This window comes from Streptomyces sp. NPDC104761, assembly GCF_055583445.1.
Map to the genome: position 1 here is coordinate 908,906 of NZ_JBVJNZ010000001.1, position 25,871 is coordinate 934,776.

Annotated in this window: 23 protein-coding genes; 11 read left to right on the top strand and 12 right to left on the bottom strand. The window is 72.9% G+C overall.

The window, feature by feature from the left end:
* Positions 1 to 59: 59 nt before the first annotated feature.
* From ACZ63F_RS04140 to ACZ63F_RS04150, 3 genes are all read left to right on the top strand, one after another.
* Positions 60 to 518 carry a flavodoxin family protein gene (locus ACZ63F_RS04140; RefSeq protein WP_469708460.1) on the top strand — a complete coding sequence of 153 codons (459 nt, stop codon included), beginning with the start codon at positions 60 to 62 and terminating at the stop codon, positions 516 to 518.
* Between the two features lie 102 nt (positions 519 to 620).
* A complete protein-coding gene (locus ACZ63F_RS04145; protein WP_469708462.1) occupies positions 621 to 2,756 on the top strand; it encodes a hypothetical protein in 2,136 nt (711 codons plus the stop codon).
* Between the two features lie 27 nt (positions 2,757 to 2,783).
* Positions 2,784 to 3,035 (top strand): hypothetical protein, encoded by a 252-nt coding sequence (locus ACZ63F_RS04150; protein ID WP_469708463.1) that lies wholly within the window; start codon positions 2,784 to 2,786, stop codon positions 3,033 to 3,035.
* Positions 3,036 to 3,185: 150 nt separating this feature from the next.
* On the opposite strand, the gene ACZ63F_RS04155 is transcribed toward ACZ63F_RS04150, so the two are convergent.
* A complete protein-coding gene (locus ACZ63F_RS04155; RefSeq protein WP_469708464.1) occupies positions 3,186 to 3,863 on the bottom strand; it encodes an ATP-binding protein in 678 nt (225 codons plus the stop codon).
* Positions 3,864 to 4,190: 327 nt separating this feature from the next.
* Here ACZ63F_RS04155 and ACZ63F_RS04160 point away from each other — a divergent pair, with 327 nt between their 5' ends.
* The 3 genes from ACZ63F_RS04160 (at position 4,191) to ACZ63F_RS04170 (ending at position 6,238) form a co-directional block, all read left to right on the top strand.
* On the top strand, positions 4,191 to 5,066 hold the full coding sequence (locus ACZ63F_RS04160; protein ID WP_469708466.1) for a helix-turn-helix domain-containing protein: 876 nt from the start codon (positions 4,191 to 4,193) through the stop codon (positions 5,064 to 5,066).
* A gap of 1 nt (position 5,067) precedes the next feature.
* Positions 5,068 to 5,304, top strand: a complete 237-nt coding sequence (locus ACZ63F_RS04165; protein WP_469708468.1) for a DUF397 domain-containing protein — start codon at positions 5,068 to 5,070, stop codon at positions 5,302 to 5,304.
* Positions 5,305 to 5,422: 118 nt separating this feature from the next.
* Complete coding sequence (locus ACZ63F_RS04170; RefSeq protein ID WP_469708470.1) at positions 5,423 to 6,238, top strand: SAM-dependent methyltransferase; 816 nt, start codon at positions 5,423 to 5,425, stop codon at positions 6,236 to 6,238.
* A gap of 75 nt (positions 6,239 to 6,313) precedes the next feature.
* On the opposite strand, the gene ACZ63F_RS04175 is transcribed toward ACZ63F_RS04170, so the two are convergent.
* Positions 6,314 to 7,099, bottom strand: coding sequence for an NPP1 family protein (locus tag ACZ63F_RS04175; RefSeq protein WP_469708472.1), 786 nt, complete (start codon positions 7,097 to 7,099; stop codon positions 6,314 to 6,316).
* A gap of 245 nt (positions 7,100 to 7,344) precedes the next feature.
* Here ACZ63F_RS04175 and ACZ63F_RS04180 point away from each other — a divergent pair, with 245 nt between their 5' ends.
* On the top strand, positions 7,345 to 8,997 hold the full coding sequence (locus tag ACZ63F_RS04180; RefSeq protein WP_469708474.1) for a carboxylesterase/lipase family protein: 1,653 nt from the start codon (positions 7,345 to 7,347) through the stop codon (positions 8,995 to 8,997).
* Positions 8,998 to 9,003: 6 nt separating this feature from the next.
* Here ACZ63F_RS04180 and ACZ63F_RS04185 read toward each other — a convergent pair whose 3' ends face one another.
* Together ACZ63F_RS04185 and ACZ63F_RS04190 are read right to left on the bottom strand one after the other, a co-directional pair.
* Positions 9,004 to 10,164, bottom strand: coding sequence for a PP2C family protein-serine/threonine phosphatase (locus tag ACZ63F_RS04185; RefSeq protein ID WP_469708476.1), 1,161 nt, complete (start codon positions 10,162 to 10,164; stop codon positions 9,004 to 9,006).
* A gap of 197 nt (positions 10,165 to 10,361) precedes the next feature.
* Positions 10,362 to 11,351, bottom strand: a complete 990-nt coding sequence (locus ACZ63F_RS04190) for an aldo/keto reductase (RefSeq protein ID WP_469708479.1) — start codon at positions 11,349 to 11,351, stop codon at positions 10,362 to 10,364.
* A gap of 151 nt (positions 11,352 to 11,502) precedes the next feature.
* Here ACZ63F_RS04190 and ACZ63F_RS04195 point away from each other — a divergent pair, with 151 nt between their 5' ends.
* A complete protein-coding gene (locus ACZ63F_RS04195) occupies positions 11,503 to 12,438 on the top strand; it encodes a LysR family transcriptional regulator (RefSeq protein ID WP_469708480.1) in 936 nt (311 codons plus the stop codon).
* Between the two features lie 104 nt (positions 12,439 to 12,542).
* Positions 12,543 to 13,706 carry an NAD-dependent formate dehydrogenase gene (locus ACZ63F_RS04200; RefSeq protein WP_469708482.1) on the top strand — a complete coding sequence of 388 codons (1,164 nt, stop codon included), beginning with the start codon at positions 12,543 to 12,545 and terminating at the stop codon, positions 13,704 to 13,706.
* On the opposite strand, the gene ACZ63F_RS04205 is transcribed toward ACZ63F_RS04200, so the two are convergent.
* The 7 genes from ACZ63F_RS04205 to bla all read right to left on the bottom strand — a co-directional run bounded on the left by ACZ63F_RS04205 (position 13,703) and on the right by bla (position 20,190).
* Complete coding sequence (locus ACZ63F_RS04205) at positions 13,703 to 14,929, bottom strand: cytochrome P450 family protein (protein WP_469708484.1); 1,227 nt, start codon at positions 14,927 to 14,929, stop codon at positions 13,703 to 13,705. The two genes, ACZ63F_RS04200 and ACZ63F_RS04205, sit on opposite strands and share 4 nt — an antisense overlap.
* A 70-nt stretch (positions 14,930 to 14,999) precedes the next feature.
* Positions 15,000 to 16,208, bottom strand: a complete 1,209-nt coding sequence (locus tag ACZ63F_RS04210) for a cytochrome P450 (RefSeq protein ID WP_469708486.1) — start codon at positions 16,206 to 16,208, stop codon at positions 15,000 to 15,002.
* A complete protein-coding gene (locus ACZ63F_RS04215) occupies positions 16,205 to 16,831 on the bottom strand; it encodes a GTP-binding protein (RefSeq protein WP_469708488.1) in 627 nt (208 codons plus the stop codon). The genes ACZ63F_RS04210 and ACZ63F_RS04215 overlap by 4 nt, the downstream gene beginning before the upstream one ends.
* Positions 16,812 to 17,159: a DUF742 domain-containing protein gene (locus tag ACZ63F_RS04220; protein ID WP_469708489.1), complete on the bottom strand. Its 348-nt coding sequence runs from the start codon at positions 17,157 to 17,159 to the stop codon at positions 16,812 to 16,814. Before ACZ63F_RS04220 ends, ACZ63F_RS04215 begins: the two co-directional genes overlap by 20 nt.
* Complete coding sequence (locus tag ACZ63F_RS04225; protein ID WP_352363207.1) at positions 17,156 to 17,563, bottom strand: roadblock/LC7 domain-containing protein; 408 nt, start codon at positions 17,561 to 17,563, stop codon at positions 17,156 to 17,158. The genes ACZ63F_RS04220 and ACZ63F_RS04225 overlap by 4 nt, the downstream gene beginning before the upstream one ends.
* Complete coding sequence (locus ACZ63F_RS04230; RefSeq protein WP_469708491.1) at positions 17,560 to 19,134, bottom strand: sensor histidine kinase; 1,575 nt, start codon at positions 19,132 to 19,134, stop codon at positions 17,560 to 17,562. The genes ACZ63F_RS04225 and ACZ63F_RS04230 overlap by 4 nt, the downstream gene beginning before the upstream one ends.
* A gap of 138 nt (positions 19,135 to 19,272) precedes the next feature.
* Positions 19,273 to 20,190, bottom strand: a complete 918-nt coding sequence (bla, locus tag ACZ63F_RS04235) for a class A beta-lactamase (protein WP_469708493.1) — start codon at positions 20,188 to 20,190, stop codon at positions 19,273 to 19,275.
* 221 nt (positions 20,191 to 20,411) lie between these two features.
* Here bla and ACZ63F_RS04240 point away from each other — a divergent pair, with 221 nt between their 5' ends.
* Both ACZ63F_RS04240 and ACZ63F_RS04245 read left to right on the top strand, forming a co-directional pair.
* Complete coding sequence (locus ACZ63F_RS04240) at positions 20,412 to 21,272, top strand: hypothetical protein (RefSeq protein ID WP_469708495.1); 861 nt, start codon at positions 20,412 to 20,414, stop codon at positions 21,270 to 21,272.
* Between the two features lie 140 nt (positions 21,273 to 21,412).
* Positions 21,413 to 24,787 carry a pyruvate carboxylase gene (locus ACZ63F_RS04245; protein ID WP_469708497.1) on the top strand — a complete coding sequence of 1,125 codons (3,375 nt, stop codon included), beginning with the start codon at positions 21,413 to 21,415 and terminating at the stop codon, positions 24,785 to 24,787.
* 52 nt (positions 24,788 to 24,839) lie between these two features.
* Here the strand turns inward: ACZ63F_RS04245 and ACZ63F_RS04250 are convergent, their stop codons facing one another.
* Entirely contained in the window at positions 24,840 to 25,814 is a 975-nt protein-coding gene (locus tag ACZ63F_RS04250) for an SMP-30/gluconolactonase/LRE family protein (protein ID WP_469708498.1), read from the bottom strand.
* Positions 25,815 to 25,871: the final 57 nt, after the last annotated feature.

The window sequence follows — 25,871 nt, forward strand, 5'->3', positions numbered from 1 at the left end:
CCTGAGCGCCGGCCCGCCGGCATTTGCCGCCGGCGGGCGGCACACGGCAGGGTGCGGGTGTGCCCACCTTGCTGATCGTCCACCACACCCCCTCACCGCACTGCCAGGCCATGTTCGAGGCCGTGGTCTCCGGGGCGACGACCCCGGAGATCGAGGGCGTGCGGGTCGTACGGCGGGCCGCGCTGTCCGCCACCGCCGCCGACGTGCTCGCGGCCGACGGATACCTCCTCGGCACCCCGGCCAACCTCGGCTACGTCTCCGGCGCCCTCAAGCATTTCTTCGACCAGATCTACTACCCGTGCCTGGACGAGACGCGCGGCCGCCCCTTCGGGGCCTACGTGCACGGCGGCAACGACGTCACCGGCGCCCTGCGCGCCCTCGACTCGATCACCACCGGCCTCGGCTGGCGCCGGGCGGCCGAGCCGGTCACGGTGACCGGCGAGCCCCGCAAGGCCGACCTCGAGGCATGCTGGGAACTGGGCGCCACGGTCGCCGCCGGCCTCGCCGGTGACGCCTGACCCCGACCCGGTCGCAGGGCACCCGGACGGACGAAGGTGCGGGCGCCGGAGCCAGGGCACACGATGGGAGCAGGCCATGTCGTCGATCCCAGGGAGCGCCGGATGGCAGCGGAGCGCCGTGCCTGCGGGCCGCCCGCGGCGGAGATGCTGCGGGAGTGCGCCCGTGACGTGGTGGCCGTCGCCGAGGGCATCCGCGAGGTCTCCGCACGGACCAGCTCCGCCCTGTTCGCCCCGGCGCTGACGGGTTCCGCGCGCCGCCGCCCGCGCACCGGCGTGGCCGCCCGCTGGGCGCTGCTGCGGACGCTCACCAACAGGCAGGGCCTCGGCGGCTCGGCAATCGTCGCACCGGACGGCGTGGGTCATCTGCTCGGTGCGGCGGGGGAGGCGCTGGGCCGGGCGAGCCTGGCCCAGCTGGTGGCGGTCACCTCGCTGCGCCTGCGGATCGCCGCCGTACTCCTCGACCACCCCGAGTTCCGGCGCGACCCGGGCATGCGCCGGCTGGCGGACGCGGTCGGCCCCCACCGCGACCCGGAGGCGGCCGTCCGCGCGCTGCGGGCCCTCTTCAAGGACCGGGACGCCCAGCGCCCGCTGTCCGCGCTCGCCCCGATCCTGGCGGACCTCCTCGCCGTCCGGGGCCTGCTGGACGAGGACCCGCTGAGCGACGAGACGGCCTGGGCGCTGGCCGCGGGACGGCAGCTGACCGCCGCCCCGGGCCGGGGCACCAGCACCTCCCACCTCGCCGGTACGGACCGGGGCGTGGGCGCCGCCCAGGTCGTCGAACCGTCGGCCCAGGAGGCCACGTCCCTCGCCACCGAGGGCTCCTTCCTCGGCTTCCTGCGCAACATCGACGTGCTCGCCGGGGACGCCCGCGTCCTCGTCCAGGAGGTGCGCGGCCCCGACGGCGTGCTCCGGTACGTCGTGCAGGCGCCCGGCACGGCCCCCGGCCGCCCCCGCGACGACTCCCCTCAGGACTTCGCCGGCGCCTGGCGCAACCTGTTCCTGACCGACTCGCCGTACGCCCGCTCGATCCTGCTGGCGATCCGGGACCACGGCATCCCGCGCGGCGCCGACCTCGCGCTCGTCGGGCACGGCGAGGGCGGGATCGCGCTGCTCAGCCTCGCGCAGGACGACGAGTTCTGCCGCGCCTACCGGGTCACCCACGTGGCCGTCGTCGGCGCGCAGACCGACGACCGCAGTCCGGCCGACCCGCGCACCTGGGTGGCCGGCATCACCAACCGGCACGACATCGTCCCGGTCCTGGACGGCCCCGGCGCCCCGCACCCCAACCGCTACCGGGTCGACTACCCCGGCCCCACCCGCGAGTTCCCGCGCTGCCACCTGCTGCGCGTGTACATCGACGACCTGGAGACGGTGATCCCGCAGGCCCGGGCCGACGTCGACCGGGCCCTCGCCCGCTACCGGGGCCCGGTCGAACGCACCCGCCTCTACCGGCTCAGGGACCGCGGCCGCCCGCCCGAGGGCTACCCGTTCCTGGCCGTCCCGACCGCCGGCCTCGCCACCTCGGCGGGCCCCGTCGACGTGCCGGTGCGCTACTACGACTCCTCCGCCGCGCACCTGTGCTTCCCGGTCGACACCGACGTGGCCCGCAGCCTGCTGCCCGACGTCGCCTGGATGATCCCCACCCGACTCGGCCGCCGCGCCCTCGCCGTGCTCTCCCTCTACGAGCACCGCTGCACCACGATCGGCCCCTACACGGAACTCGGCCTGTCGGTGCTGGTCGACGACCTGTGGCGGCCGCACGCGTACGACCTCGCCGCGGACCTGCTGCGCCGTGCCGACCTGCGGCGCACCGGACGGTACGTGGTCGCGCTCGCCGTCGGCACGGAGGAGGCGCGGGCGGTGGCCGAGGAACTCTGGGCCCAGCCGGCCGTGCACGGCGCCGCCGACGTCGAGCTGCAGGGCCGGGAACTGCGCGTCCACGCGCCCGAGCTGGGAGTCTCGGTGGAGGGCCGCCCGGGCCCCGGAGCCCGCTGTCCCGAGGCGGACTGGGTGCTGTACGGGCGCCGGGGCGAGAGCACCGTACGTACCCTGGTCCGCGCTCACGGCAGGCCGCGCGTCCATGCCCGCCCCCGGCTGCGGTTGCGGCTGGACGGTGCCCACGGGCCGCTCGCCCGACACCTGCAGGTCCTCGAACTCGACGCCGTACGGCCCGGGTTCGTCCTGACCAGCCCCCGGTTCGTGGCCCACAGAAGTGCCGGCGCGGTGCTGCCGCGCTAGGCATCCCTCCGAGTACAGGTGAACCTCATGGCGACCGAATCCCGTCCCGCCACCGCCGCCCCGGAACTCCTCGCGTACGTGGACGGCCTGCGAGTCGACGCGGACCGGATGGACGGCTACGCGGAGCGGCTGCGCGGCGCCGCGGAGCGGCTGCGCGACTGTGCCGGGGCCCCGGAGTGGAGCTGCGCCGCCCTGGACCGGCAGGCGACGGCCTGTGTGACCGCCGCGGTACAACTGCGGGCGGCCGCCGCCGCGTTGCTGGCCCACGCGGCGGAGTGAACGGCGGTCGGGGCCGGCCGGGCGGAAGGGCCGGGACGGACGCGTCCCGGCCGTGGTGTGGTGCCGACGGCTCAGCCGGCCGGAGCGGTGTGGGGTTGTTCCGGGCCGGGCTTGGGGCGGGTGCGGGTCCAGGACGGGTCGGCGGCGGGGTCAGGAGTGGGGGGACGGTCCATGGGTCGGGGGGCCTCCTGAGGCGTGGGGGGTGGTGAGCGGTGCGTCCGGTGCCGTCGACAGCTCGGCCCAGACGACGCGGGCGGCGGGCCGCCCCTCCGGCGCGGTCGTGACGCCCCAGTCGAGACTGAGCGCGTCGACGAGGAACAGGCCGCGCCCGTTCTGCTCGTCGGGCTTGGCCCGCCGGGGCGCCGGGAGCGCGATGCTCCCGCTGTTCTGGTCCTCGACCTCGATGCGGATCCGGTCGGCGCCGGCGTGCACCCGGCAGACGATGCGCCGGCCGGCCGAGTGCACGATCGCGTTGGTGACCAGTTCCGAGGTCACCAGGACCGCGTTGTCGAGGGCCTCCTCGCACACGCCCCACGAGCCGAGCAGCTCGCCCACGCTGCGGCGGGCGTTGCCCACGGCACGCGGGGTCGGCGCCAGGTCGAGGACCCGGCTGCGCGGGGCGAGGCGGTCCCCGGAGGCGAACCGGTCGAGGCCTTGCGGCCCAGGGAGTCGACCGAGGCGTTCGCCTCCGGGTGGTCCGGGGACGCCCGTCGCGTCCGACGGGCGGTACGGGCCCTCGCCGGCGGCCGCCAGGGCCGGCCGGGGCAGGCCGGGTATGTGGTCCTCGGGCAGTCGGTCGAGCGGCTGGGGGAGAGAGGGCGGGGCCATCGCCGTGCGCCTTTCGTCCGGCTTCGCAGCGTGGGGGCTGATCGGTCGCGTCCGTCCCGGGCCGCTCCAGGGCAGACGACGACCCGTGCCTGGGCGGCGCCGGACCGCAGCTCAGTCTCCCCCAACTGGACTGCTTCGCCTGCTCCTTGGTCGGCCGGAGCAGTGACTCCACTTTGGCATCTGCCAACATCGCCTCGCAACCGGCAAGTTGAAAATTGCAAGAAGCGAAGTGCATGCTGCTCCCGGCACGAAGTGATCGAACGCGTACGTGAACGATCACAGGTACGTGAGACGGTGACCCTGGAACCTGGTGTGAGGGGGTAGGGCGTGACCTCGGAGACCGACTGGGGCGGTGCCCCTTCCGTCCTGCGCATGATCCTCGGCCGGCAGCTGGAGGAGATGCGGACCCGGGCCGGCCTGACCTACGAGCAGGCGGCTGCCGCGATCGGGGTCAGCCACTCCACGATCCGCCGCATGGAGGCCGCCAAGGTGGCCCGGCTCCGGCTGGCAGACGCCGAGAAACTCCTGCAGGTCTACGGCGTGACGGACCGTCAGGAGGTCGACACCTTCCTGCAGTCGGTGCGCGAGGCGAACAAGCGCGGCTGGTGGCACACCTACCGCGACGTGATGCCGGACTGGTTCGCCGCCTACCTGAGCCTGGAACAGGCGGCGTTGCAGATCCGCGCCTACGAGAACCAGTTCGTGCACGGCCTGTTGCAGACCCGCGCGTACGCCGCCGCCCTGCTCGGCGCCGGCAACCCGCACGCGCCGAGCGAGGCGACCGAGCGCATGGTGGCGCTGCGCATGCGCCGGCAGGAGCTGATCACCCGGACCGCGCCGCCCCGGCTGTGGGTCGTGATGGACGAGACCGTGCTGCGCTGGCCGGTCGGCGGCCCCGGGGTGATGCGCGCCCAGATCGACCATCTCGTCGAGATCAACCGGCTCCCGCACGTCACCTTGCAGATCATGCCGTTCGCCAACGGCCCGCACCCCGCCATGCGCGCGGGCGCGTACCACCTCTTCCGGTTCAAGGCCCCCGAGCTGCCCGACATCGTCTATCTCAACGGCCTGGTGGGCGCTGTCTACCTGGACAAGAGCGCCGACGTCGTGGTCTATCGCGAGGCCCTGGACCGGCTGGGCGCGCAGGCGACGCCCGCCAGAAAGACCGAGGCCGTCCTCGGTGCGATTCGCAAGGAGCTCTGACGTGCACCACCCCATACACAACGGCATCCCGTCCCGGCAACTCGGCGCGCGCGGCTGGTCCAAGCCGTGGAGCGACGACGCCGGCGGCGCCTGCGTCGAAGTGAAGAAGCTGGCCGACGGCCGGGTCGCGGTCCGCCAGTCGACCGACCCCGACGGACCGGCGCTGGTCTTCACGCCGCGTGAGATGACGAGTTTCCTGGCCGGAGTCAAGGCGGGTGACGCCGACTTCCTGATGTGATCGGATTTCCCGGAACTTCCTTGCTATAGCTGATCGTTCAACCAACTCCCGCATCCCCCGCAGCACAGCGCAGCCCCCGAACACCCCCGCATCCCTCACCTGAATGGGAGACAAGGCGTTGCCCGACAACGGATGGCCGGCCGACCGCATCGACACCGAGAACGCGCACTCCGCGCGGATCTACGACTACATCCTGGGCGGCAAGGACTACTACCCCGCCGACCAGGAGGCGGGCGACGCGATGTCAAGGGAGTGGCCCGCGCTCCCGATCCACATGCGAGCCAACCGCGACTGGATGAACCGCGCCGTGCGCTGGCTCGCCGAGGAGGCGGGGATGCGTCAGTTCCTGGACGTCGGGACCGGCATCCCCACCTCCCCGAACCTGCACGAGATAGCCCAGGCGGTCTCCCCGGACTCCCGGGTCGTCTACGTGGACAACGACCCCATCGTCCTCACCCTGTCCCAGGGTCTGCTCTCCAGCACGCCCGAGGGCCGGACGGCGTACATCGAGGCCGACTTCCGTGACCTGACGAACCTCTACGAGGCCCCCGAGCTGCGCGAGACCCTCGACCTGGACAAGCCGGTCGCGCTCACGGTGATCGCCATCGTCCACTTCATGCTCGACGCGGACGACGCGGTGGGCGTCGTCCGCCGCCTCCTCGAACCGCTGCCGTCGGGCAGCTACCTGGCGATGTCCATCGGCACCGCCGAGTTCGCCCCCGACGAGGTGGGCCGGGTCGCCCGCGAGTACGCGGCCCGCAACATGCCGATGCGGCTGCGCACCATCGACGAGGCCCACGCGTTCTTCGAGGGCCTGGAACTGGTGGAGCCGGGCATCGTCCAGGTGCACAAGTGGCACCCGGACGGCACCGGCGAGCAGGGCATCCGCGACGAGGACATCGCGATGTACGGAGCGGTCGCCCGCAAGCCGTAGCACGGGTTCCGTGCCGGGGCCCGGCTCACCTTCCCGGCCCCGGCACGGTCGTCTCGCCCCGGGGCGGCGCCCGGCTCAGGCGTTCGGGTCGAACGAGATCCCGGACGGCATGGAGTACCCCAGGTTGGCGTTGAACGAGCCGTCCTTGATCTTGATGGTGGCCTCGCCGAAGTCCGCGTTCATCAGCTTGTCGCGGTAGCCCGCCGGGTAGCCGTCCCAGCCCACCAGACGCGGGTAGAACCAGCCGCCGGTCACGTTCTCCGGCGGGTCGTCGTTGGAGTTGGCGAACCGGAAGTCGTGGGTGGACAGGCCGTCCTTGTGGTACACGATCTTCGGGTGCGTGCCGTCGAACCGGATCGCCGAGGCCGGCTGCACCAGGTAGCTGCTGTGCTGGGACACCGAGACGTACTGCACCTGGTTGTTCTGGATCCACACGATGACGTGTTCCCAGTCGTGCCGGTGCCCGATGGCCAGCGGCCCGTACGTCGCCTGGTCCTTCTCGAAGTAGCTGGCGTACATCACCGCGCACCAGCCGTTGTTGCACTTCTCGCGCGAGTACGTGTTGGCGTTGGCGAGCTGCGCGTAGTCGTGGCAGTGGCCGTTGACGTCGCCACCGAGCGAGAGACCCGGGTTGATGGTGCCGTCGGCGCCGATGGCCGCGGTGGCGTAGCAGCCGTCGCCGTCGTAGTCGTAGGCCGGGGAGAACGTCTGCTCCAAACCGTCGGCGTTCTGCGGCAGCAGCGTCAGGACGTCGGCGTGCGCGGTGGCCGGCACGGCGACGACCAGCGCGAGCGCGCCGAGGGCAGCGGCGAGGGCCTTGCGGAGCGGCCGTCTGCGGGTGGGGGTGTGCAGTTCGGTCATGGGGACTCCCTGTCGGTGAAAGGCGAAGCGGAGTCTCGCAGTCAGCTCCCGCCGACGACCACCCTTACGACTTAACTTTGACCCAAAGACAATTGAACAGCTCACCCAACTCGGTTGCTGTCAGAGGCTGTTGACCTGCTGTGAGTCCGCCGGATGCGGTTGCCGCAGGGCCTGCCCGAGGCCAGGCTGCTCGTCGGTTCGTCCCCCCACCGCCCCGAGAGGCAACCCCCGTGAGCGACACAGACATGCCATCCGCCCGTTCGAACCGGCCGAACCCGCTGAACCGGCGCGGCTTCCTCGGCGCCGCCGCCGTGGCCGGGCTGCTGGGCACGCTGCCCACCCCGGCCGAGGCCAGGACCGCGGCCGCCACCGCGGTGCCCACGGAGTCCGGACAGGTCACCGGAGTCCAGGGCGGCCTGCGCGGCGTCACCGTCTACAAGGGCATCCCGTACGCCGACACCACCGCCGGCGCCAACCGCTGGCGCCCGCCGCGGCCGGCCCCCACCTGGGACGGGGTCCGCGCCGCCGACTCCTGGGGCCCCGCCTGCCCACAGCCGGTCACGGGCATCCCCGGCGACCAGGTGCCCGCGTTCGGCGAGGACTGCCTGAACCTCAACATCTGGACGGCGGCGACCGGTTCGGGGAACGTCAGCCCCGTCCTGGTCTGGCTGTACGGCGGTGGGCGGGCCCTGTGGTCGGGCCAGGAGATCTACAACGGCTCGCTGCTCGCCTCCAAGGGCGTGGTCGTCGTCACCCTCGACCACCGCGTCGGCCCGCTCGGCGGTCTGGCCCACCCCGAGCTGACCGCGGAGTCCGCGTACGGCGGTTCGGGCAACTGGGGGATCCTGGACGTCGTCGCCGCGCTGGAGTGGGTCCAGCGGAACATCGCCGCGTTCGGCGGCGACCCGGACCGGGTCACCCTGGCGGGCTGGGCCGAGGGCGCGTCCGTCGTGCACATCCTGCTCGCGTCCCGGCAGGCCCGGGGCCTCTACCACCGCGCGCTGCTGTCCTCCGGCGTCCGGTACACGAAGGACCCGGCGCTCGCCACCGGGCCCGGCCGCTACCGGACCCTCGCCGCCGCCGAGACCGACGGCACCGGCTTCGCCGCCCGGCTGGGCGTCGCCGACCTCGCCGCCCTGCGCGCGCTGGACGCCGACGACATCGTCAGCGGCGCCGAGGCCGACGCCGCCGCCGACTTCGGCCACGTCCTCGACGGACACGTGCTGCCCGACACCTACACCGCCGTCCTGAAGGCCCGTGCCGAGACCGGCGTACCCGTGCTGACCGGCGTGTGCAAGGACGCGAACGGCGCCTCGCCCGACCTGAAGCCGACCCTGGACGCGTTCCGGGCCTACGCCCGCTCCGAGTTCGGCCCCCTGGGGCTCGCGGACACCTTCCTGGACCTGTATCCGGCGGACAGCGACGCGACGGCCGCCCAGCAGTTCAGCGCCTACGCCCGCGACGAGGAACGCGTCTCCGCCTTCCTGTGGGCGACCCAGTTCAAGGACACGGCCGCCGACTCCAGCGCCGTCCACACCTACTTCTGGACCCGCGTCCCGCCCGGGTACGACGACACCAACCCGGTCATCGGCACCGACGCGACCGGCGCCTTCGAGGGCTCCGACGTCTACTACCTGCTCGGCTACCTCTACAACACCGACCGCCCCTGGACCTCCAAGGACTACGACACCGCCGACACCACCGCCTCCTACGTCGCCCGCTTCGCCGCCACCGGCGACCCGAACGGCGGCTCCCTGGCCGACTGGCCCGCCCTCGCCACCGACACCCCGCAGACCATGGAACTCGGCGCGAACTCCGGCACGATCGCGGTGGCCGACAGCGACGCCAAGCTCGCCTTCCTGAAGACGTACCTGGAGTCGCAGACCGCGGAGTTCTGAGACCGGTCAGGCCCGCGCGGAGCCGTGGCCGAGGACGCCGTGGTGGTGACGGTGGTGCACGGTCCGGGTGCGGTGCAGGGCGATCAGCGCCGCGTCGTCGCCGAGGTGGCCGCCCGCATGCGCCAGCAGGTCACGCCGGATGCGGTGCAGCAGTGCCTCCGGCGCGGCGTCGGTCCACTGCGCGACCCGCTCGGCGAGCGGGTAGAAGCGGCCCTGCGCGTCCCGGGCCTCGGCGACACCGTCGGTGTAGAGCAGCAGGGTGTCACCGGGCTCGAACGAGAACACGTCCAGCGTGTGCTCGGTGCCGCCCGTCGCGGGCACGCCCAGCGGCGGCGACGGGTGCAGGCTGGGCACGGTGACCGCGTTCCCCGGGCTCAGCAGCAGCGGCGGCGGATGGCCGGAGCTGGTCATCCGGGTGACCGGGTCCTCGTCGGGGATCTCGACCAGCAGCGCGGTGGCGAACCGCTCGCCCGCCTCCTCCGGCGGCTCCAGGTCGGCCGTGTACCGTTGCACGCTCTGATCCAGGGCGGCGGCGAGGTCCTGCAGGGTGACATGCCGGTGGGCGGACTCCCGGAAGGCGCCGAGCAGCAGTGCCGCCTCGCCGATCGCGGACAGGCCCTTGCCCCGGACGTCGCCGATGAGAACCCGCACCTCGTCGTCGCAGCGGGTGGCCGCGTACAGGTCGCCGCCGATCTGCGCCTCGTCCTCGGCGGCCAGGTACAGCGAGGCGATCCGCAGCGGGCCGATGTGCTCGGGCAGCGGCCACATCAGGACGTGCTGCGCGGCCTCGGCGACCGTGCGCACCTGGGCCAGCTGGGCACGGCGCCGCTCGCGGACCACGCTGTAGACCACCAGCATCACCGAGAGCACCGTCAGGGTGACGATCTGCACGATGTGGTTCGCGGTGGTCAGCCCGCCGTGGAACACGGCGATCACCACCTGGGCGGCCACCGCGAGGGCCCCGACCAGCGCGGTGGACCGGGGGCCCGCGAAGGACGGGGTGAGCGCCGGGGCGATGACCAGGGCGGGGCCCAGGTGGATGTCCTCCGGTGTCCGCAGGTCCGCCACCGTGATCACCACGATGAGCAGCACCGGGAGCAGCAGCAGCGCGTGCGACGACTGCCACGACCGCCGCAGCCCCGCCACACAACCCTGCAGCTTGCCCATGGGACCAGCGTGCGCCACCGCCGGGGGACCGGCCACCGAGAGCCGGACGGCGCCCCGGAGTCTTCCGGCTTCCGGGCGCGCCTCCAAAAGTGCCGCGACACGCTGTCTGCCGGCTGGCGCCGCAGTCGTGGCTGGTCGCGCAGTTCCTCCCCCAGCCTTCGGCCGGGGGTACCCCCAGCGACCCTCCGGGGGGCTGCTCAGAGGTTCACGGACCGCATCCCGGCCTCGTCGTAGCGCTCTCCCGCCGCCCGCGGCACCTCGGCCTCGATCCGGGCCAGGTCATCCTTGGTCAGCTCGACGTCGACCGCGCCCGCGTTCTGCTCCAGGTAGGCGACGCGCTTGGTGCCCGGGATCGGCACGATGTCGTCGCCCTGGGCCAGCACCCAGGCGAGGGCCAGCTGGGCCGGGGTCACGTCCTTCTCGGCGGCGATCTCCTTCACCTTGGCGGCCAGCCGCAGGTTCGCCTCCAGGTTGTCGCCGGTGAAGCGGGGGCCGGTGCGGCGCCAGTCGTTCGCGTCGAGGTCCTCGGGGGAGGAGAACCGGCCGGCGAGGAAGCCGCGGCCCAGCGGCGAGTACGGGACGAACCCGATGCCCAGCTCCCGGCAGGCGGGCAGCACCTCGTCCTCCGGGTCCCGGGTCCACAGCGAGTACTCGGTCTGCACCGCCGCGATCGGGTGCACGGCGTCGGCCCGCCGGATCGTCTCGGCGCTCGCCTCGCTCAGCCCGATGTGCCGCACCTTGCCCTCGGCGACCAGCTCGGCCAGCGCGCCCACGGTCTCCTCGATGGGCACGTTCGGGTCGACACGGTGCTGGTAGTACAGGTCGATGTAGTCGGTGCCCAGCCGCTCCAGCGAGCCGTGGACCGAGCTGCGGACGTGCTCGGCCGAGCCGTCCTGCGGGCCGATGCTGCTCATGTCACCGGGGACGGCGTGGTCCATCCGGTAGTTGAACTTCGTGGCGATCACGTACTCGTCCCGGTGCCCCCGGACCGCCTCGCCGACCAGCGACTCGTTGGTGAGCGGTCCGTAGAGCTGCGCGGTGTCGAGGAAGGTGACCCCGAGGTCCCGCGCGCGGTGGATGGTCCGCACACCCTCGTCCTCGTCGGCGGTGCCGTAGAAGGCGGACATCCCCATGCACCCGAGGCCGATGCTGCTCACCTGAAGATCCCGCAGATTGCGCTGTCGCATGTGACTCCCAGCCTTTCCCGCTGACGTTCCGTCCTTCCGGACGCTACGACTTCAAGAGCACTCGAAGTCAAACGGGCGACCGCCGATCCGGTACACCTGGACCCGGAGCCCGTACCCCGTACCCGTCACCGGGACCGCCCGCGGAGGCCGCATGCTGCTGCGCCAGCTCGAATACCTCGTCGCGCTCGCCCGGGAGCGGCACTTCGGCCGGGCGGCCGCCGCCTGTCATGTCTCGCAGCCCTCGCTGTCCGCCGCGATACGACGCCTCGAACACGAGCTGGCGGTCCCGATCGTGCGCCGGGGCCGCCGCTACGAGGGCCTCACGCCCGAGGGCGAGGTCGTGCTGGCGTGGGCGCACCGCATCCTCGCCGAGGGGGACGCGCTCCGCCAGGAACTGTCGGCGCTGCGGGACGGCCTCACCGGCACCCTGCGCCTCGGCGTCGTCCCCACCGCCGTCCCCGTCGCCTCCCTCCTCACCGGCCCCTTCTGCGACCGGCATCCGCACGCCCGGGTGGCCATGGAGTCCCTGTCCTCCGCCGACATACGGCGCGGCCTCGCCGAGTTCGAGCTGGACGCGGCCATGACCTACCTGGACGACGACGAACTGCGCCAGGTCCGCCGCTTCCCGCTCTACGAGGAGCGGTACGTCCTGCTCACCCCGGTCGGGGGCCTCCTCGCCAACGCGGCCACGGCCACCTGGTCGCAGGCCGCCGCCCTCCCGCTGTGCCTGCTCGGGCGGCGCATGCGCAACCGGCGGATCATCGACGACTGCTTCGCCGCCGACGGCGCCGCCCCCGTCCCGGCCGTCGAGTCCGACAGCGTGGCCGGCCTCTACGCCCACCTCCCCGGCGGCCGCTGGTCGAGCGTGATCTCGCACGCCTGGCTGCACATGTTCGGCGTCCCGGAGGGCATGCGCGTGGTCCCGCTGGAGGGCCCGGCCCACGGCCCCCGGGTCGGACTCGTCGTCGCCCGCAGCGAACCCCAGTCCGTGCTCGCCCAGGCCCTGGTCAAGGTCGCCCGGGAGGCAGGCCTCAGGGACGCCCTCGACAGCCGCCTGCACGCCGTCCTGGACGGCCGCGACCGATGATAGACACCGCCTATCAGGGGATAGCGACGTTCGCTTTGACCTGCGCAGTTACCCCCGAGGATCGTGGAATGCACCATCCGCAACGGAGCTGAGGAGCCGCCATCATGGCCAAGGTGCTCTGCGTCCTGTACGACGACCCGACCGACGGATACCCCACCGGCTACGCCCGCGACGACATCCCGGTCATCGACCACTACCCCGGCGGCCAGACCACCCCCACTCCCGAGGCGATCGACTTCACCCCCGGCCACCTCCTCGGCAGCGTCTCCGGCGCACTCGGCCTGCGTTCCTTCCTGGAGAAGGCCGGTCACACCCTCGTCGTCACCTCCGACAAGGACGGCGCGGGCTCGGTCTTCGACCGTGAGCTGGCCGGCGCGGACGTGGTGATCTCGCAGCCGTTCTGGCCGGCGTACCTGACCGCCGAGCGGATCGCCGCCGCGCCCCACCTCAAGCTGGCGGTCACCGCCGGCATCGGCTCCGACCACGTCGACCTGGACGCCGCGATCGCGCACGGGGTGACGGTCGCCGAGGTGACGTACTGCAACAGCATCAGCGTCGCCGAGCACGTGGTGATGATGATCCTCGGCCTGGTCCGCAACTACCTGCCCTCGCACCAGGTGGTGCTCGACGGCGGCTGGAACATCGCCGACTGCGTGAGCCGGTCCTACGACCTGGAGGGCATGCACGTCGGGACCGTCGCGGCGGGCCGGATCGGCACCGCGGTGCTGCGCCGCCTGGCGCCCTTCGACGTGAAACTCCACTACACCGACCGCACCCGGCTGCCCGAAGCCGTCGAGCGCGAGCTGAACCTGACCTTCCACGAGAGCGCGGCCGCCATGGCCCCGCACTGCGACGTGGTCACGATCAACGCGCCCCTGCACCCGGAGACCGAGGGCCTGTTCGGCGACGAGCTGCTCGGCACGATGAAGCGCGGCGCCTACCTCGTCAACACCGCCCGGGCCCTGATCGTCGACCGGGACGCCGTCGACCGGGCGTTGCGCAGCGGGCAGCTGGCCGGGTACGCGGGCGACGTCTGGTACCCGCAGCCCGCGCCCGCCGACCACCCCTGGCGCACCATGCCGCACCAGGGGATGACCCCGCACATCTCAGGATCCAGCCTCTCCGCCCAGGCCCGCTACGCCGCCGGCACCCGGGAGATCCTGGAGTCCTGGCTGGCCGGCCGGCCCATCCGCGACGAGTACCTGATCGTCGACGGCGGCAGGCTGGCCGGCACCGGAGCCAAGTCGTACTCCGTGCACACCCGTTAGGGGTTCAGGCGGACCGGCAGCTCGAAGAGGTCGTTCTGGGTGACCACCGGCTTGTTGCGCAGCTCGGACGCCGGTACCGCGAGGTCCAGGCCGGGGAAGCGGTCGTACAGCGCGGGCAGTGCCACGCCCGCTTCCAGCCGGGAGAGCGCGGCACCCGGGCAGACGTGCGGCCCGTGCCCGAAGGAGATGTGCCGGTTCGGCGACTCCCGGGTGACGTCGAACTCCCCGGCGCTCGGCCCGTGCGCGTTCTCGTCGCGGCCGATCGCGGCGTACGACACGATCAGCGCGTCGCCCGCCGGGAGCACCTTGTCGCCGACCGGCACGTCCTCGGTGGCGAACCGGATCAGCACGTGCGAGGTCGGGGTGGACCAGCGCAGGGTCTCCTCGACCACCGCGGCCCAGTCCACCTCGCCGGACAGCACCCTGGCGCGCTGCTCGGGGTGGGTGGAGAGGTTGACCACCGCGTTGACGATCAGGGAGATCGTCGTCTCGTGCCCGGCGGCCACCATCAGCTGGAGGGTGGAGACGATCTCCTCGTCGGTGAGACGGTCGCCGTCCTCGGAGGCCTGGATCAGCGCGCTGGTGAGGTCGTCGCCGGGCTCGGCCCGCTTGGCGGCGACCGTCGCCGCCATGATCCCCGCCAGCTCGGTGAGGGTCGCGATGACCTCCGCGGGCGGGGTCTGGGTGGAGAAGAACTTCTCGAACAGCACCTTCAGGCGCGGCAGTTCGGCCTCGTCGATGCCCATCAGGTCGGCGACCACGAACATCGGCAGCGGGTAGGCGAAGGCCGCCTTGAGGTCGACCGTCTCCTGGTCCGCAGGGAGGCCGTCGAGGAGGTCCCGGGTGAGCTTCCGGATCCGCTCCCGCATCTGCTCCACCCGGCGCGGGGTGAGCGCCTGCGCGACCAGCGTGCGCATCCTGCGGTGGTCGGCGCCGTCCACGGTGAGCATCGAACGGCCGGGGTTGGCGAGCCCGATCAGCGGCCAGTCCGGCGCGATCTCCCCGCGCTGCCAGGCACCCCACACGTTGATGTCCTTGACCAGGCGGGGGTCGGTGAGCAGCGCCTTGGCCTCGGCGTGGTGCGTGACGGCCCACACGGGAACCCCACCGGGCAGTTCCACGGCGGCGAGGGGACCGGCGGCGCGCAGCCGCGCGCTCTCGCCGTCGAGGTCGGTGACGAAGGGGTCGAGGGCGATCCGGGCTGGTTCGGTACCGGTCGTCATCGTGACGTGCCTCCCAGGGCAGGGTCGGAGTACTGCGCCGATCGGTGCTGCGCCGAACTGTCGGTGGTGACTACAGGGCGGGTACGGGCGTGAACCTGACGGGCAGCTCGGTCAGCCCCCGCAGCCAGGGTGAGGGCCGGCGGGTGAGCGTGTCGGCGGGCACCGCCAGGTCGATGTCCGGGAGCCGGTCGAGGACGACCTCGATGCCGGTCCGCGCGACCACTTCGGCGACCTCCTGGGCGGGGAACGGGCAGCGGTGCTCGCCGTGCCCGAAGGAGAAGTGCGCGTAGTTGCCGCCGGTCAGCGCGGAGGCGTCGGTGCGCACCTGCGGATCGGAGTTGGCGCCCTGGAAGCTGAGGATCAGCAGGTCGCCGGCGCGGATCCGGCGGCCGCCCAGCTGCGTGTCGCGGGAGGCCCAGCGGCCCGCGATGTTCTGGCTGGGGGTGTCCTCCCACAGCACCTCGTTCATCGCCTCGGCGACACTGTTGCGGCCGCCGAACAGGGAGGCGGCGAACCGGTCGTCGGTGAGCATCAGCCGCAGCGAGTTGCCGATCCAGTCGGCGGTCGGCTGGTGCCCGGCCGCCATCATGACCATCAGGTCCTGCATGATCTCTTCGTCGGTGAAGCCGCTCTCGTCCTGGAGCATCCGCGAGACCACGTCGTCGGCGGGGGCCGCCTTCCGGTCGGCCAGCAACTGCGCCATGGACGAGCCCAGATGCTGCTGCCCGGCGATCGCGCGCTCCCGCCCGTCGATCATGTCGTTGAGCGCGGTGACCAGGCCGGGCCCGTCCTCGTCGGGGAAGCCGTACAGCCGCGCGAGCACCCGCACCGGCAGCAGCATCGCGTACTGGGCGATCAGGTCCGCCTCGCCGCTCGTGCACAGCCCGTCGATCAGCTCGTCCGCGAACCGCTCGGCGTGAGCGCGCAGTTCGAACGGGTCGACGGCCTCCAGCGCGTCGCTGATCATCCCGGCCCGCTCGCGGTGCCGTTCGCCGACCGTGTAGAGGATCGACGGCTGCCTGCGGCCGATCATCGGCAGCAGCGGCCAGTCGTCGGGGATCATGTCCCACTGGTTCCACAGGTCCGAGTCCCGGCTGAACAGCACCGGGTCCCCGGTCACCTGGTGCAGCTCGCGGTAGCCGACCACCAGCCAGGCCGGCACGTCCCCGTCCAGCACGACCGGGGTGACGGGACCGTGGTCGCGCCGGATCTCGCGGTACAGACGCGCTGGTTCGGTCTGGAACCGGGGGCCGCCGAGCGGCACGGCTTCGGGGGTCACACGAACTCCTGTCGTGGCAGGTCCGCCGGTGCGGACGGGCCGGCGTACCGGTTCCTGACGTGCTGGACGAGCGTGATCAGCACCTGCTTGCCGGACTCCCGGGACCGGGCGTCGCAGTCGACCAGCGGGACGTGCGGGTCCAGGTCGAGGGCGTGCCGGACGTCCCGGGACGTGTGCACGGGGCCGCCGAAGTCGTTGCAGGCCACGATGAACGGGGTGCCGTGCTTCTCCAGCCGGTCGATGGCGTACCAGGAGTCGCCGATCCGCCGGGTGTCGACGAGCACGACCGCGCCGAGGGTTCCGGAGAACAGCCGGTCCCACAGGAACCAGAACCGCTCCTGGCCCGGCGCCCCGAACAGGTACAGCACGTTGCGCGCGTCCAGCGTGATCCGGCCGAAGTCGAAGGCCACGGTGGTCGCGGACTTGCCGCGCACCTCGCGGATGTCGTCGACCGCCTCGCCGGCCTGGGTCATCGTCTCCTCGGTGCTGAGCGGACGTATCTCGCTGACCGAGCGGACCAGGGTGGTCTTGCCGACGCCGAAACCGCCCACGACCACGATCTTGAAACCGTGGTCGGCGGAGGCACCCAACGGGGTGCGCGCGTCAGAGGTTGCGGAGTCCAACGAGCACCTGCTCCAGGATGTCGGGGTCGGTGATGGCCGGCCGGTGCGGATGGCGGGCGCTGACCCGGCCGGCCGCCAGCAGGTCGCCCAGCAGGATCTTGGTGATGCTCACCGGCAGCCTCAGCTCCGCGGCGATCTCCACCACCGAGGTCGGGAACTCGGCCAGGCGCAGGATCGCCGCGTGCTCCGACTGCATGCCGGGCGTCGGCTCGGACTCGGCGACGACCAGGGTGACCAGGTCGAAGGGGCTGTCGGGGCCGGTGCCGCTGCGGCCGCCGGTGATGGTGTACAGGCGGTCGGGCGCGTCGTCCCTGCCCGGGCGGCTCATGACGTGCGGGGCTGCGCGGTCAGGTGCTCGCCGAGCTGCTCGACCAGTTCGCTCATGTTGTGCCCGACGAGGCCGGGGTCGGCGTCCTCGCTGGTCACCACGGCCAGATGGGCGCCCTGGCCGGCTTCGACGATGAACAGCACGCCCCCGTAGAACTCGGTCATCGCCGACCGCACGCCGCCGCTGCCGTCGCCGAACTCGACGGACGCCCCGTGCGACAGCGACTGGATGCCGGCGGCGATGGCCGCGAGCTGGTCGGCCTGGTCGACGGAGAGCTCCGGGGTACGGCAGAGCTTCAGCCCGTCGCGGGACAGCACCAGGGCGTGCCGCGCGCCGGGCGTGCGCTCCAGGAGGCCCTCGATGAGCCAGGTGAGCTTGGAGTCGGCGGTGGTCCTGCCGGTCATGGAGTGGGGTCGCCTTCCGGGTACGCATGTGGGTGGGACGTGAGCTCTGGGCCGGACTCCGGGTGGGGCGCGGGTACCGGGTCGTGCGCGGGGGTGGGGGCGTACGGGGGCGCCGGTTCGCCGGCCGCGCCGGGGGCCCCGGCGGAGTGGGAGTCGTGCGGGGCCGGGCGGACCGCCTGCCGGAAGCTGTTGAAGCGGGCGGCGCGGACCTCGGCGTCCGCGGCTGCGGGGCGCGGCTCCGCCGGCTGGGGCGCCGCCCGGCGCTCGGCCTCGGCGAGGGTCCGGCCGCGGCGCCGCCTGGGCAGCCCGGTGGGCCCTTCCTCACCCTCGTCCCCGTCCTCGTCCGGCTCGGCGGCGGACTCGTGCACGGGAGCGGGGTCGAGCGGTACCGGTGCGGCGGGCTCCGTCTCCTGTGCCGAGGCGGGTTCGTCGGCGACCGGGCGGGTCAGCAGGTCCTGCGGGACCAGCATCAGCACTCCGGTGCCGCCGCGTGCCGACGGCCGGAACGACACCTTCAGGCCGTGCTTGCGGGTCAGCCGGCCCACCACCGCGAGCCCCAGCCGGGTGCCGGTCAGGCCGCCCAGCTCGGTGCTGTCACCGGCGACCGCGCGCTCGGCGCGGCGCAGCTGCACCTCGCCCATCACCAGTCCGCTGTCCTCCACGGACACGATGACCCCCGCCGGCACCTCCTCCACGTACACGTGGACCTCGGCCGTGGGAGGCGAGAAGTTGGCCGCGTTGTCGAGGAGTTCGGCCAGCGCGTGCATGACACCCTCGGCGGCGTGTCCGGCGACGGCCGTCTCGCTCACCGAGTGCACCCGCACCCGCCGGTAGCCGCTGATGCGGCCCATCGCGCCCCGCAGGATCGACTCCATGCTGATCGGACGCGCCCAGCGGCGGCCGGAACGCGCCCCGGTGAGCACCGCGATGGAGTCGGCGAGCCGGCCCGCCTGGGCCGTGCGGTGGTCGAGGTGCAGCAGGTCGGCGAGGACCTCCTCGTCGGAGTGCCGGTCCTCCATGGCCCGCAGGTCGGCGAGGGTGGCGGTGGCCAGGGCCTGCATGCGCCCGGCCGCGTTGCCGGCGGCGGCGATCGCGGCGGCCCGTTCCCGCGAGGCGCGCTCCAGTGCGGCGGTGAGCCGGGCGTTCTCCTGCTGGTACCAGTCGAGTTCCTGGCCGCAGTCCTGCTGGATCCGGGCCCGCTCCTGCTCGAGGGAGTCGGCGAACTCGCTGCGCTGCTGGGCCAGTTCGTCGATGAGCCGCTGCTGCTCCTGGCGCGCATCCTCGGTGGCCCGGGCCTGCTGCTGGAGCAGCCGCCCGATGTCCTGGCTCACCGCCTCCAGCCGACGCCGGGCGGCGCGGGCGGCCCGCGCCGCGTGCACGGCCCAGGTCACCGCCGCGCACAGCAGCAGTGCGGCCGCGCTCGCACCGAGGGCGAGGGGCGTGCGTACCGAGGCCGGCGCGGCGGCCGCCGCTGCGACGACCGCGAGGGCCGACACCGCCGCGGTCAGCGCGAAGGTCGGAACGAGCGTACGGAGGGCAGGTCGTTCGCCGGGATGCGTGGGCGCGGTCATCGGTCCGGTCTGGTCCTCGGAGCGGGTAGGGACGTGTGTCCGGTGAAGGAGTTGTGACGCTCGGTGCTGAACTCCGCGTCACTATACGAGAGTTCGTGATCGAAACAGAACGGTTCCGGTCTCATCGCGGAAATCCCGCTACCGGCAAGGCGACTTGCTGTGCTCCGGCTGTGAACGAACTTGTGCGCCACTGTGCTCGAACACGTCCGCCACGATCGCGGCGGCCTCCCTGACCAGCGGAGAGTCGGCCTTGGCGGCGGCGTCGGAATGGGTGGAGAGCACGGCGACGACGAGCGGCGCGCGGCCCGGCGGCCAGGCGATCGCGACATCGTTGGCGGTGCCGTACTCGCCCGTTCCGGTCTTGTCGCCGACCGTCCAGTCGCCCGGCAGCCCGGCGCGGATCCGCTCACCGCCGGTGGTGTTGGCGAGCAGCCAGCCGGTCAGCCGCCGCCGGCCGGCGCCGGCCAGGGCGTGACCGACCGTCAGTTCCGCGTAGGTCGTCGCGATGGCCAGGGGAGTGGTGGTGTCGGTGACCCGCCCGGGCTCCGCCGAGTTCAGCTCCGGCTCCCACCGGTCCAGACGCGTCACACCGTCCCCGAGCGAACGGCACAGCCTCGTCACCGCCACCGGCCCGCCCAGTTGCTCCAGCAACAGGTTGGCGGCGGTGTTGTCGCTGTACTCGATCGCGGCTCCGCACAACTCCGCGACCGTCATTCCCGCGGCCAGGTTCTCCGGTTTTCCGGTGATGGGGGCGCCGCCCGCCCGCTCGACATCGCTCTCGTCGTAGTGCACGACCTCACCGAGCACGTCCTCGCCGAGGTCGCGCAGGACGGCGGCGACCGCGAGGGTCTTGAACGCCGAGCACATCGGGAAGAGCTCGCCGGAGCGGTACCCGAGCCGGGCCCCCGAACCGGTGTCCCGCGCGAACACCCCCAGCCGGGCCCCGTGTTCGCGCTCCAGGGCGCGCAGTCTCGCGGCCGCCCCCGGTGCGGTCGGCAGGGTCACCGCCGCCCCGAGGGCCGAGGCCAGCACCGTGCGACGCGACAGGGTGCGCATTACTGCTCCTTTACCGGGACGACACTCGGGGGGACGCGATCGCGGCCCTGCGGGTTCAGCCGTTGACGGGTGATAAATGCGACGCCGGTATCCGACCGGCCGTAGCTCCCGCATCGTCGCAAATGATCCAAACGTCTATACGATGACGCGTGGAACGGCCCGGGCGCGGAGAACCTAACTGGAGTGCGCAGGCCGACGACGGGGACGGTGTCGAGGGGGCGATGCCTTTCATGGCAGGCGACTGGGGCCGGGTGGCCGCGTGGGCGGTCCGGTTCGTGCGGCACACGCTGCGCGGCGAATGGCACGCCATCGTGGTGGACCCGGTACGGCAGCTGGTGCGGCGCGGGCTGTCCGGGCTCGTGCTGGCGTTCGTGGCCGGGTTCGGCGTCATCTTCTTCCACGGCATCGCCCAGCACCCCTTCGGCCGGCGGCTGGTGTGGCACCTCGGCGGCGTCACCGCCGACCTGCCCCTGTGGCTCTCCCTGCTGCGCACCCCGGTGTCGCTCTACGTCCCGGCGCTCGACCTGCCGGTCTGGGCGGGCATCACCCAGCTCTTCCTCGCCTTCGCGCTCGCCGAACTCACCCTCGGCCGCGGCCGCACCCTCGCCGTCGCCTACGTCACCACCCTGGCCGGCACGATGACCGCCCGGGTGATGGTCGCGCTCGGCCCCGGCTGGTGGGGTTTCGGCCTGCCCCCTCAGGCCGGCCGGATCCTCGACACGGGCCCGTCCGCCGCCGTGGTGGGCCTCTTCACCTACCTGGCGGTGGTGCGGCGCGCCCCCGTCGTCTTCGCCCTCACCGGCGGCTCGATGGTGTGGGAGTCCGTCGCCGTACCGAACCTCGCCGGCCGCGAGCACCTGATCGCCGTGGCCGCCGCGATCGTCCTCGGCCTGCTGCACGGCCGCAGGCTGCCGCTCCTCGCCCGCCTCGCCGGCCGCCTCGACGCCGCACCCCGGCCGCCCCGGTCCGACCCGCCGGTACCCCGCCCGGGCCCACCTCACCCCTCCGTACCGTTCCCGCGCCGCCCCGCGAACTCCCCAACCCTGCCGACTTCCCCGAAACCCCATATGTCACGCGGCTGACCCGCCGAACTGCTCACCGACGTCAATGTGATGGTTTTCGCACTTCAGCCGGTCCGGCCAACCCCTAATGTTGCGCGGGCTACGGCAGGGCGCGGCTGACACCATGGTGTTCGTCGCCGGCAGGCTGAAGGGATCCAGGGATGTTCCGCAAGGTGCTGGTCGCCAACCGTGGAGAGATCGCCATCCGCGCGTTCCGCGCGGGCTACGAGCTGGGTGCGCGCACGGTCGCCGTCTTCCCCTACGAGGACCGCAACTCGCTGCACCGGATGAAGGCCGACGAGGCCTACGAGATCGGGGAACCCGGACATCCGGTACGGGCCTACCTCTCCGTCGAGGAGATCGTGGCCGCCGCCCGGCGGGCCGGGGCCGACGCCGTCTACCCCGGCTACGGCTTCCTCTCCGAGAACCCCGAACTCGCCCGCGCCTGCGAGGAGGCGGGCATCACCTTCGTCGGGCCCAGCGCCCAGACGCTGGAACTGACGGGCAACAAGGCCCGCGCGGTCGCCGCCGCCCGCGCGGCCGGCGTACCGGTGCTCGGCTCCTCCCAGCCCTCCAACGACATCGACGAACTGGTCCGCGCGGCCGACGAGATCGGCTTCCCGGTCTTCGTCAAGGCCGTCGCCGGCGGCGGTGGCCGTGGTATGCGCCGGGTCGAGGACCCGGCCGCGCTGCGCGAGTCCATCGAACAGGCCTCCCGGGAGGCGGCCTCCGCCTTCGGCGACCCGACCGTCTTCCTGGAGAAGGCCGTCGTCGACCCCCGCCACATCGAGGTGCAGATCCTCGCCGACGGCGAGGGCAACGTCATCCACCTCTTCGAGCGCGACTGCTCGCTCCAGCGCCGCCACCAGAAGGTCATCGAGCTGGCTCCCGCGCCCAACCTCGACCCCGAGCTGCGCGACCGCATCTGCGCCGACGCCGTCCGCTTCGCCCGCGAGATCGGTTACCGCAACGCCGGCACCGTCGAGTTCCTCCTCGACCGCGACGGCAACCACGTCTTCATCGAGATGAACCCCCGCATCCAGGTCGAGCACACGGTCACCGAGGAGGTCACCGACGTCGACCTGGTCCAGGCCCAGATGCGCATCGCCTCCGGCGAGACCCTGGCCGACCTCGGCCTCTCCCAGGAGACGGTGAAGCTGCACGGCGCCGCCCTCCAGTGCCGCATCACCACCGAGGACCCCGCCAACGGCTTCCGCCCCGACACCGGCCGCATCAGCGCCTACCGCTCCCCGGGCGGCTCCGGCATCCGGCTCGACGGTGGCACCACCCACGCCGGTACGGAGATCAGCGCCCACTTCGACTCCATGCTGGTCAAGCTCACCTGCCGGGGCCGGGACTTCAAGGCCGCCATCGGCCGCGCCCGGCGTGCCGTCGCCGAGTTCCGCATCCGTGGTGTCGCCACCAACATCCCGTTCCTCCAGGCCGTCCTGGACGACCCGGACTTCCAGGCGGGCCGGATCACCACCTCGTTCATCGAGCAGCGCCCGCACCTGCTCACCGCCCGCTCCTCCGCCGACCGCGGCACCAAGCTGCTCACCTACCTGGCCGACGTCACCGTCAACAAGCCGCACGGCGAGCGCCCCCACCTGATCGAGTCGACCACCAAACTGCCCCCGCTGCCCGCCGGCGAGCCGCCGGCCGGTTCGCGGCAGCGCCTGGTCGAGGCCGGCCCGGAGGGCTTCGCCCGCTGGCTGCGCGAGTCGCCCACCATCGGCATCACCGACACCACCTTCCGCGACGCCCACCAGTCGCTGCTCGCCACCCGCGTGCGCACCAAGGACCTCCTCGCCGTCGCCCCGGTAGTCGCCCGCACCCTGCCCGAACTGCTCTCCCTGGAGTGCTGGGGCGGCGCCACCTACGACGTCGCGCTCCGCTTCCTCGCCGAGGACCCCTGGGAGCGGCTGGCCGCCCTGCGCGAGGCCGTCCCCAACATCTGCCTGCAGATGCTGCTGCGCGGCCGCAACACCGTGGGCTACACCCCGTACCCGACCGAGGTGACCGACGCCTTCGTGCAGGAGGCCGCCGCCACCGGCATCGACATCTTCCGCATCTTCGACGCCCTCAACGACGTCAACCAGATGCGCCCCGCCATCCAGGCCGTACGCGAGACGGGCACCGCGGTCGCCGAGGTCGCCCTCTGCTACACCGCCGACCTCTCCAACCCCGACGAGCGCCTCTACACCCTCGACTACTACCTGCGCCTCGCCGAGCAGATCGTCGAGGCGGGCGCGCACGTCCTCGCCGTCAAGGACATGGCCGGCCTGCTGCGTGCCCCGGCCGCGGCCAAGCTGGTCTCGGCGCTGCGCAGCGAGTTCGACCTCCCGGTCCACCTGCACACCCACGACACCGCGGGCGGCCAGCTGGCCACCTACCTGGCCGCGATCCAGGCGGGCGCGGACGCGGTGGACGGCGCGGTGGCCTCCATGGCCGGTACGACCTCGCAGCCGTCCCTCTCGGCGATCGTGGCCGCGACCGACTACTCGGAGCGTCCCACTGGGCTCGACCTGCGGGCGATCGAGGACCTGGAGCCGTACTGGGAGAGCGTCCGCAAGGTCTACGCCCCCTTCGAGGCCGGCCTCGCCTCGCCGACCGGCCGCGTCTACCACCACGAGATCCCCGGCGGCCAGCTCTCCAACCTGCGCACCCAGGCCGTCGCGCTCGGCCTCGGCGACCGCTTCGAGGACATCGAGGCCATGTACGAGGCGGCCGACCGCATCCTCGGCCGGCTGGTCAAGGTCACCCCGTCCTCCAAGGTGGTCGGCGACCTCGCCCTGCACCTGGTCGGCGCCGGGGTACGGCCCGAGGACTTCGAGGCCACCCCCGACAAGTTCGACATCCCCGACTCGGTCATCGGCTTCCTCCGCGGCGAGCTGGGCACCCCGCCCGGTGGCTGGCCCGAGCCGTTCCGCACCAAGGCCCTCCAGGGCCGCGCCGCCGCGAAGCCGGCGCCCGAGCTGACCGCCGAGGACCGCGAGGGCCTGGCCAAGGAACCCCGCACCACCCTCAACCGGCTGCTGTTCCCGGCCCCCACCCGCGAGTTCGAGACCCACCGCCAGACCTACGGCGACACCAGCGTCCTCGACAGCAAGGACTTCTTCTACGGCCTGCGCCCGGGCAAGGAGTACGCGGTCGACCTGGAGCCCGGCGTCCGGCTGCTCATCGAGCTGCAGGCGGTCGGCGAGGCCGACGAGCGCGGCATGCGCACGGTGATGTCGAGCCTCAACGGGCAGCTGCGGCCGATCCAGATCCGCGACCGGGCGGCGGCCTCCGACGTCCCGGTCACCGAGAAGGCCGACCGCTCCAACCCCGGCCATGTCGCGGCCCCGTTCGCCGGTGTCGTCACCCTCGCGGTGGAGGAGGGCGCGGAGGTCGAGGCCGGCGCGACCGTGGCCACCATCGAGGCGATGAAGATGGAGGCCACCATCACCGCCCCGAAGGCCGGCCGGGTCTCGCGGCTCGCCATCAACCGCATCCAGCAGGTGGAGGGCGGCGACCTGCTGGTCGAGATCGCCTGAGGCCGGACCTGCGAGGGGAGGGGGAGGGCCGGGTCCGCCCGGCCCTCCACGGCTACGAGCGGGAGAAGTGCGCGCCCAGCAGGGCCTTGAGCAGGTTGGGGTCGCGCTGGGTGAAGTAGGCGGCGCTCGCCACGAACACGTCCCGGCCGCGGACCGCCAGCGAGGTCGGGTTGGAGAGCCCCTCCTGCACCGTCAGGACGCCGGTGTGGCTGCCGTCCGGGGCGACCAGCGCGACCTCGTTGGACGGACTCAGGGCGACGAGCACGAGGTCCGAGTGCCCGGGGAAGACGAAGTCGTCGACTCCGGTGAGGCCGGTCGCCCTCGTCTCGGTGGGGCCGGCCGAGCCGTCCACGCCGACCGGGATGCGCAGCAGCGTGCCCCGGTCGGTGTTGGTGACCCACACCGCGTCCTTGTGCACCTTGACCCCGTTGGCGCCGAAGCCGGTGGCCGACGGGAGTCCGGAGAGTTCGGCACCGGTGGCCCAGGCGGTGGGCGTGCCCCCCGACTGCGGGATGCGCCACACCGTGCCCAGCACCGAGTCGGCGGCGTAGAGCACGCCGTGCCGCTCGTCGAGCGCCAGACCGTTGGGCAGGCCGTCCGCGGGCAGCTGGGCGATCTGCTCGGGCGAGCCGCCGCCCGCCGGGATCCGCCAGACGCCGGTCCTGCTCGTGCCGGTGGCGTAGTTGACGTACAGCGTGCCGTCGTGGGCGCGGGCCAGGCCGTGCGTGACCGGGCTGCTCACCAGGGGCGTGCGGGGATGGCTCTCGTCGGGCAGGGTGGCCAGGACCCGGACCCGGCGCTCCCGGGTGACCTTGACGACCTGCCGGGCGAACGCGAAGGACATGTCGACCGAGCCGCCCTGCTCGGCGACGACGCTCTCGGGCGTCTGCCCCTGGGCCAGATCGAAATGGGCGACGGTGTGCGGGCGGGAGAGGACCGGCTCGTCGCTCGCGGCCGGAACCGCCGCGAGCAGGCCGATCGCGACCACGGCCGGGGCGACGACGGCCCGGCGAGGGAATCGGGGCATGTGACCTCTTTCGACGGGAGCGCAAGGCTCCGGCGTACCGGTCACACCAACATGACG

Bases quoted from the DNA above. Each gene is read 5' to 3' on its own strand.
- ACZ63F_RS04145 (WP_469708462.1), top strand. From the start codon at position 621: ATGGCAGCGGAGCGCCGTGCCTGCGGGCCGCCCGCGGCGGAGATGCTG.
- ACZ63F_RS04150 (WP_469708463.1), top strand. From the start codon at position 2,784: ATGGCGACCGAATCCCGTCCCGCCACCGCCGCCCCGGAACTCCTCGCG.
- ACZ63F_RS04155 (WP_469708464.1), bottom strand. From the start codon at position 3,863: ATGGCCCCGCCCTCTCTCCCCCAGCCGCTCGACCGACTGCCCGAGGAC.
- ACZ63F_RS04175 (WP_469708472.1), bottom strand. From the start codon at position 7,099: ATGACCGAACTGCACACCCCCACCCGCAGACGGCCGCTCCGCAAGGCC.
- ACZ63F_RS04180 (WP_469708474.1), top strand. From the start codon at position 7,345: ATGCCATCCGCCCGTTCGAACCGGCCGAACCCGCTGAACCGGCGCGGC.
- ACZ63F_RS04185 (WP_469708476.1), bottom strand. From the start codon at position 10,164: ATGGGCAAGCTGCAGGGTTGTGTGGCGGGGCTGCGGCGGTCGTGGCAG.
- ACZ63F_RS04190 (WP_469708479.1), bottom strand. From the start codon at position 11,351: ATGCGACAGCGCAATCTGCGGGATCTTCAGGTGAGCAGCATCGGCCTC.
- ACZ63F_RS04195 (WP_469708480.1), top strand. From the start codon at position 11,503: ATGCTGCTGCGCCAGCTCGAATACCTCGTCGCGCTCGCCCGGGAGCGG.
- ACZ63F_RS04200 (WP_469708482.1), top strand. From the start codon at position 12,543: ATGGCCAAGGTGCTCTGCGTCCTGTACGACGACCCGACCGACGGATAC.
- ACZ63F_RS04205 (WP_469708484.1), bottom strand. From the start codon at position 14,929: ATGACGACCGGTACCGAACCAGCCCGGATCGCCCTCGACCCCTTCGTC.
- ACZ63F_RS04220 (WP_469708489.1), bottom strand. From the start codon at position 17,159: ATGAGCCGCCCGGGCAGGGACGACGCGCCCGACCGCCTGTACACCATC.
- ACZ63F_RS04225 (WP_352363207.1), bottom strand. From the start codon at position 17,563: ATGACCGGCAGGACCACCGCCGACTCCAAGCTCACCTGGCTCATCGAG.
- ACZ63F_RS04230 (WP_469708491.1), bottom strand. From the start codon at position 19,134: ATGACCGCGCCCACGCATCCCGGCGAACGACCTGCCCTCCGTACGCTC.
- bla (WP_469708493.1), bottom strand. From the start codon at position 20,190: ATGCGCACCCTGTCGCGTCGCACGGTGCTGGCCTCGGCCCTCGGGGCG.
- ACZ63F_RS04240 (WP_469708495.1), top strand. From the start codon at position 20,412: ATGCCTTTCATGGCAGGCGACTGGGGCCGGGTGGCCGCGTGGGCGGTC.
- ACZ63F_RS04245 (WP_469708497.1), top strand. From the start codon at position 21,413: ATGTTCCGCAAGGTGCTGGTCGCCAACCGTGGAGAGATCGCCATCCGC.
- ACZ63F_RS04250 (WP_469708498.1), bottom strand. From the start codon at position 25,814: ATGCCCCGATTCCCTCGCCGGGCCGTCGTCGCCCCGGCCGTGGTCGCG.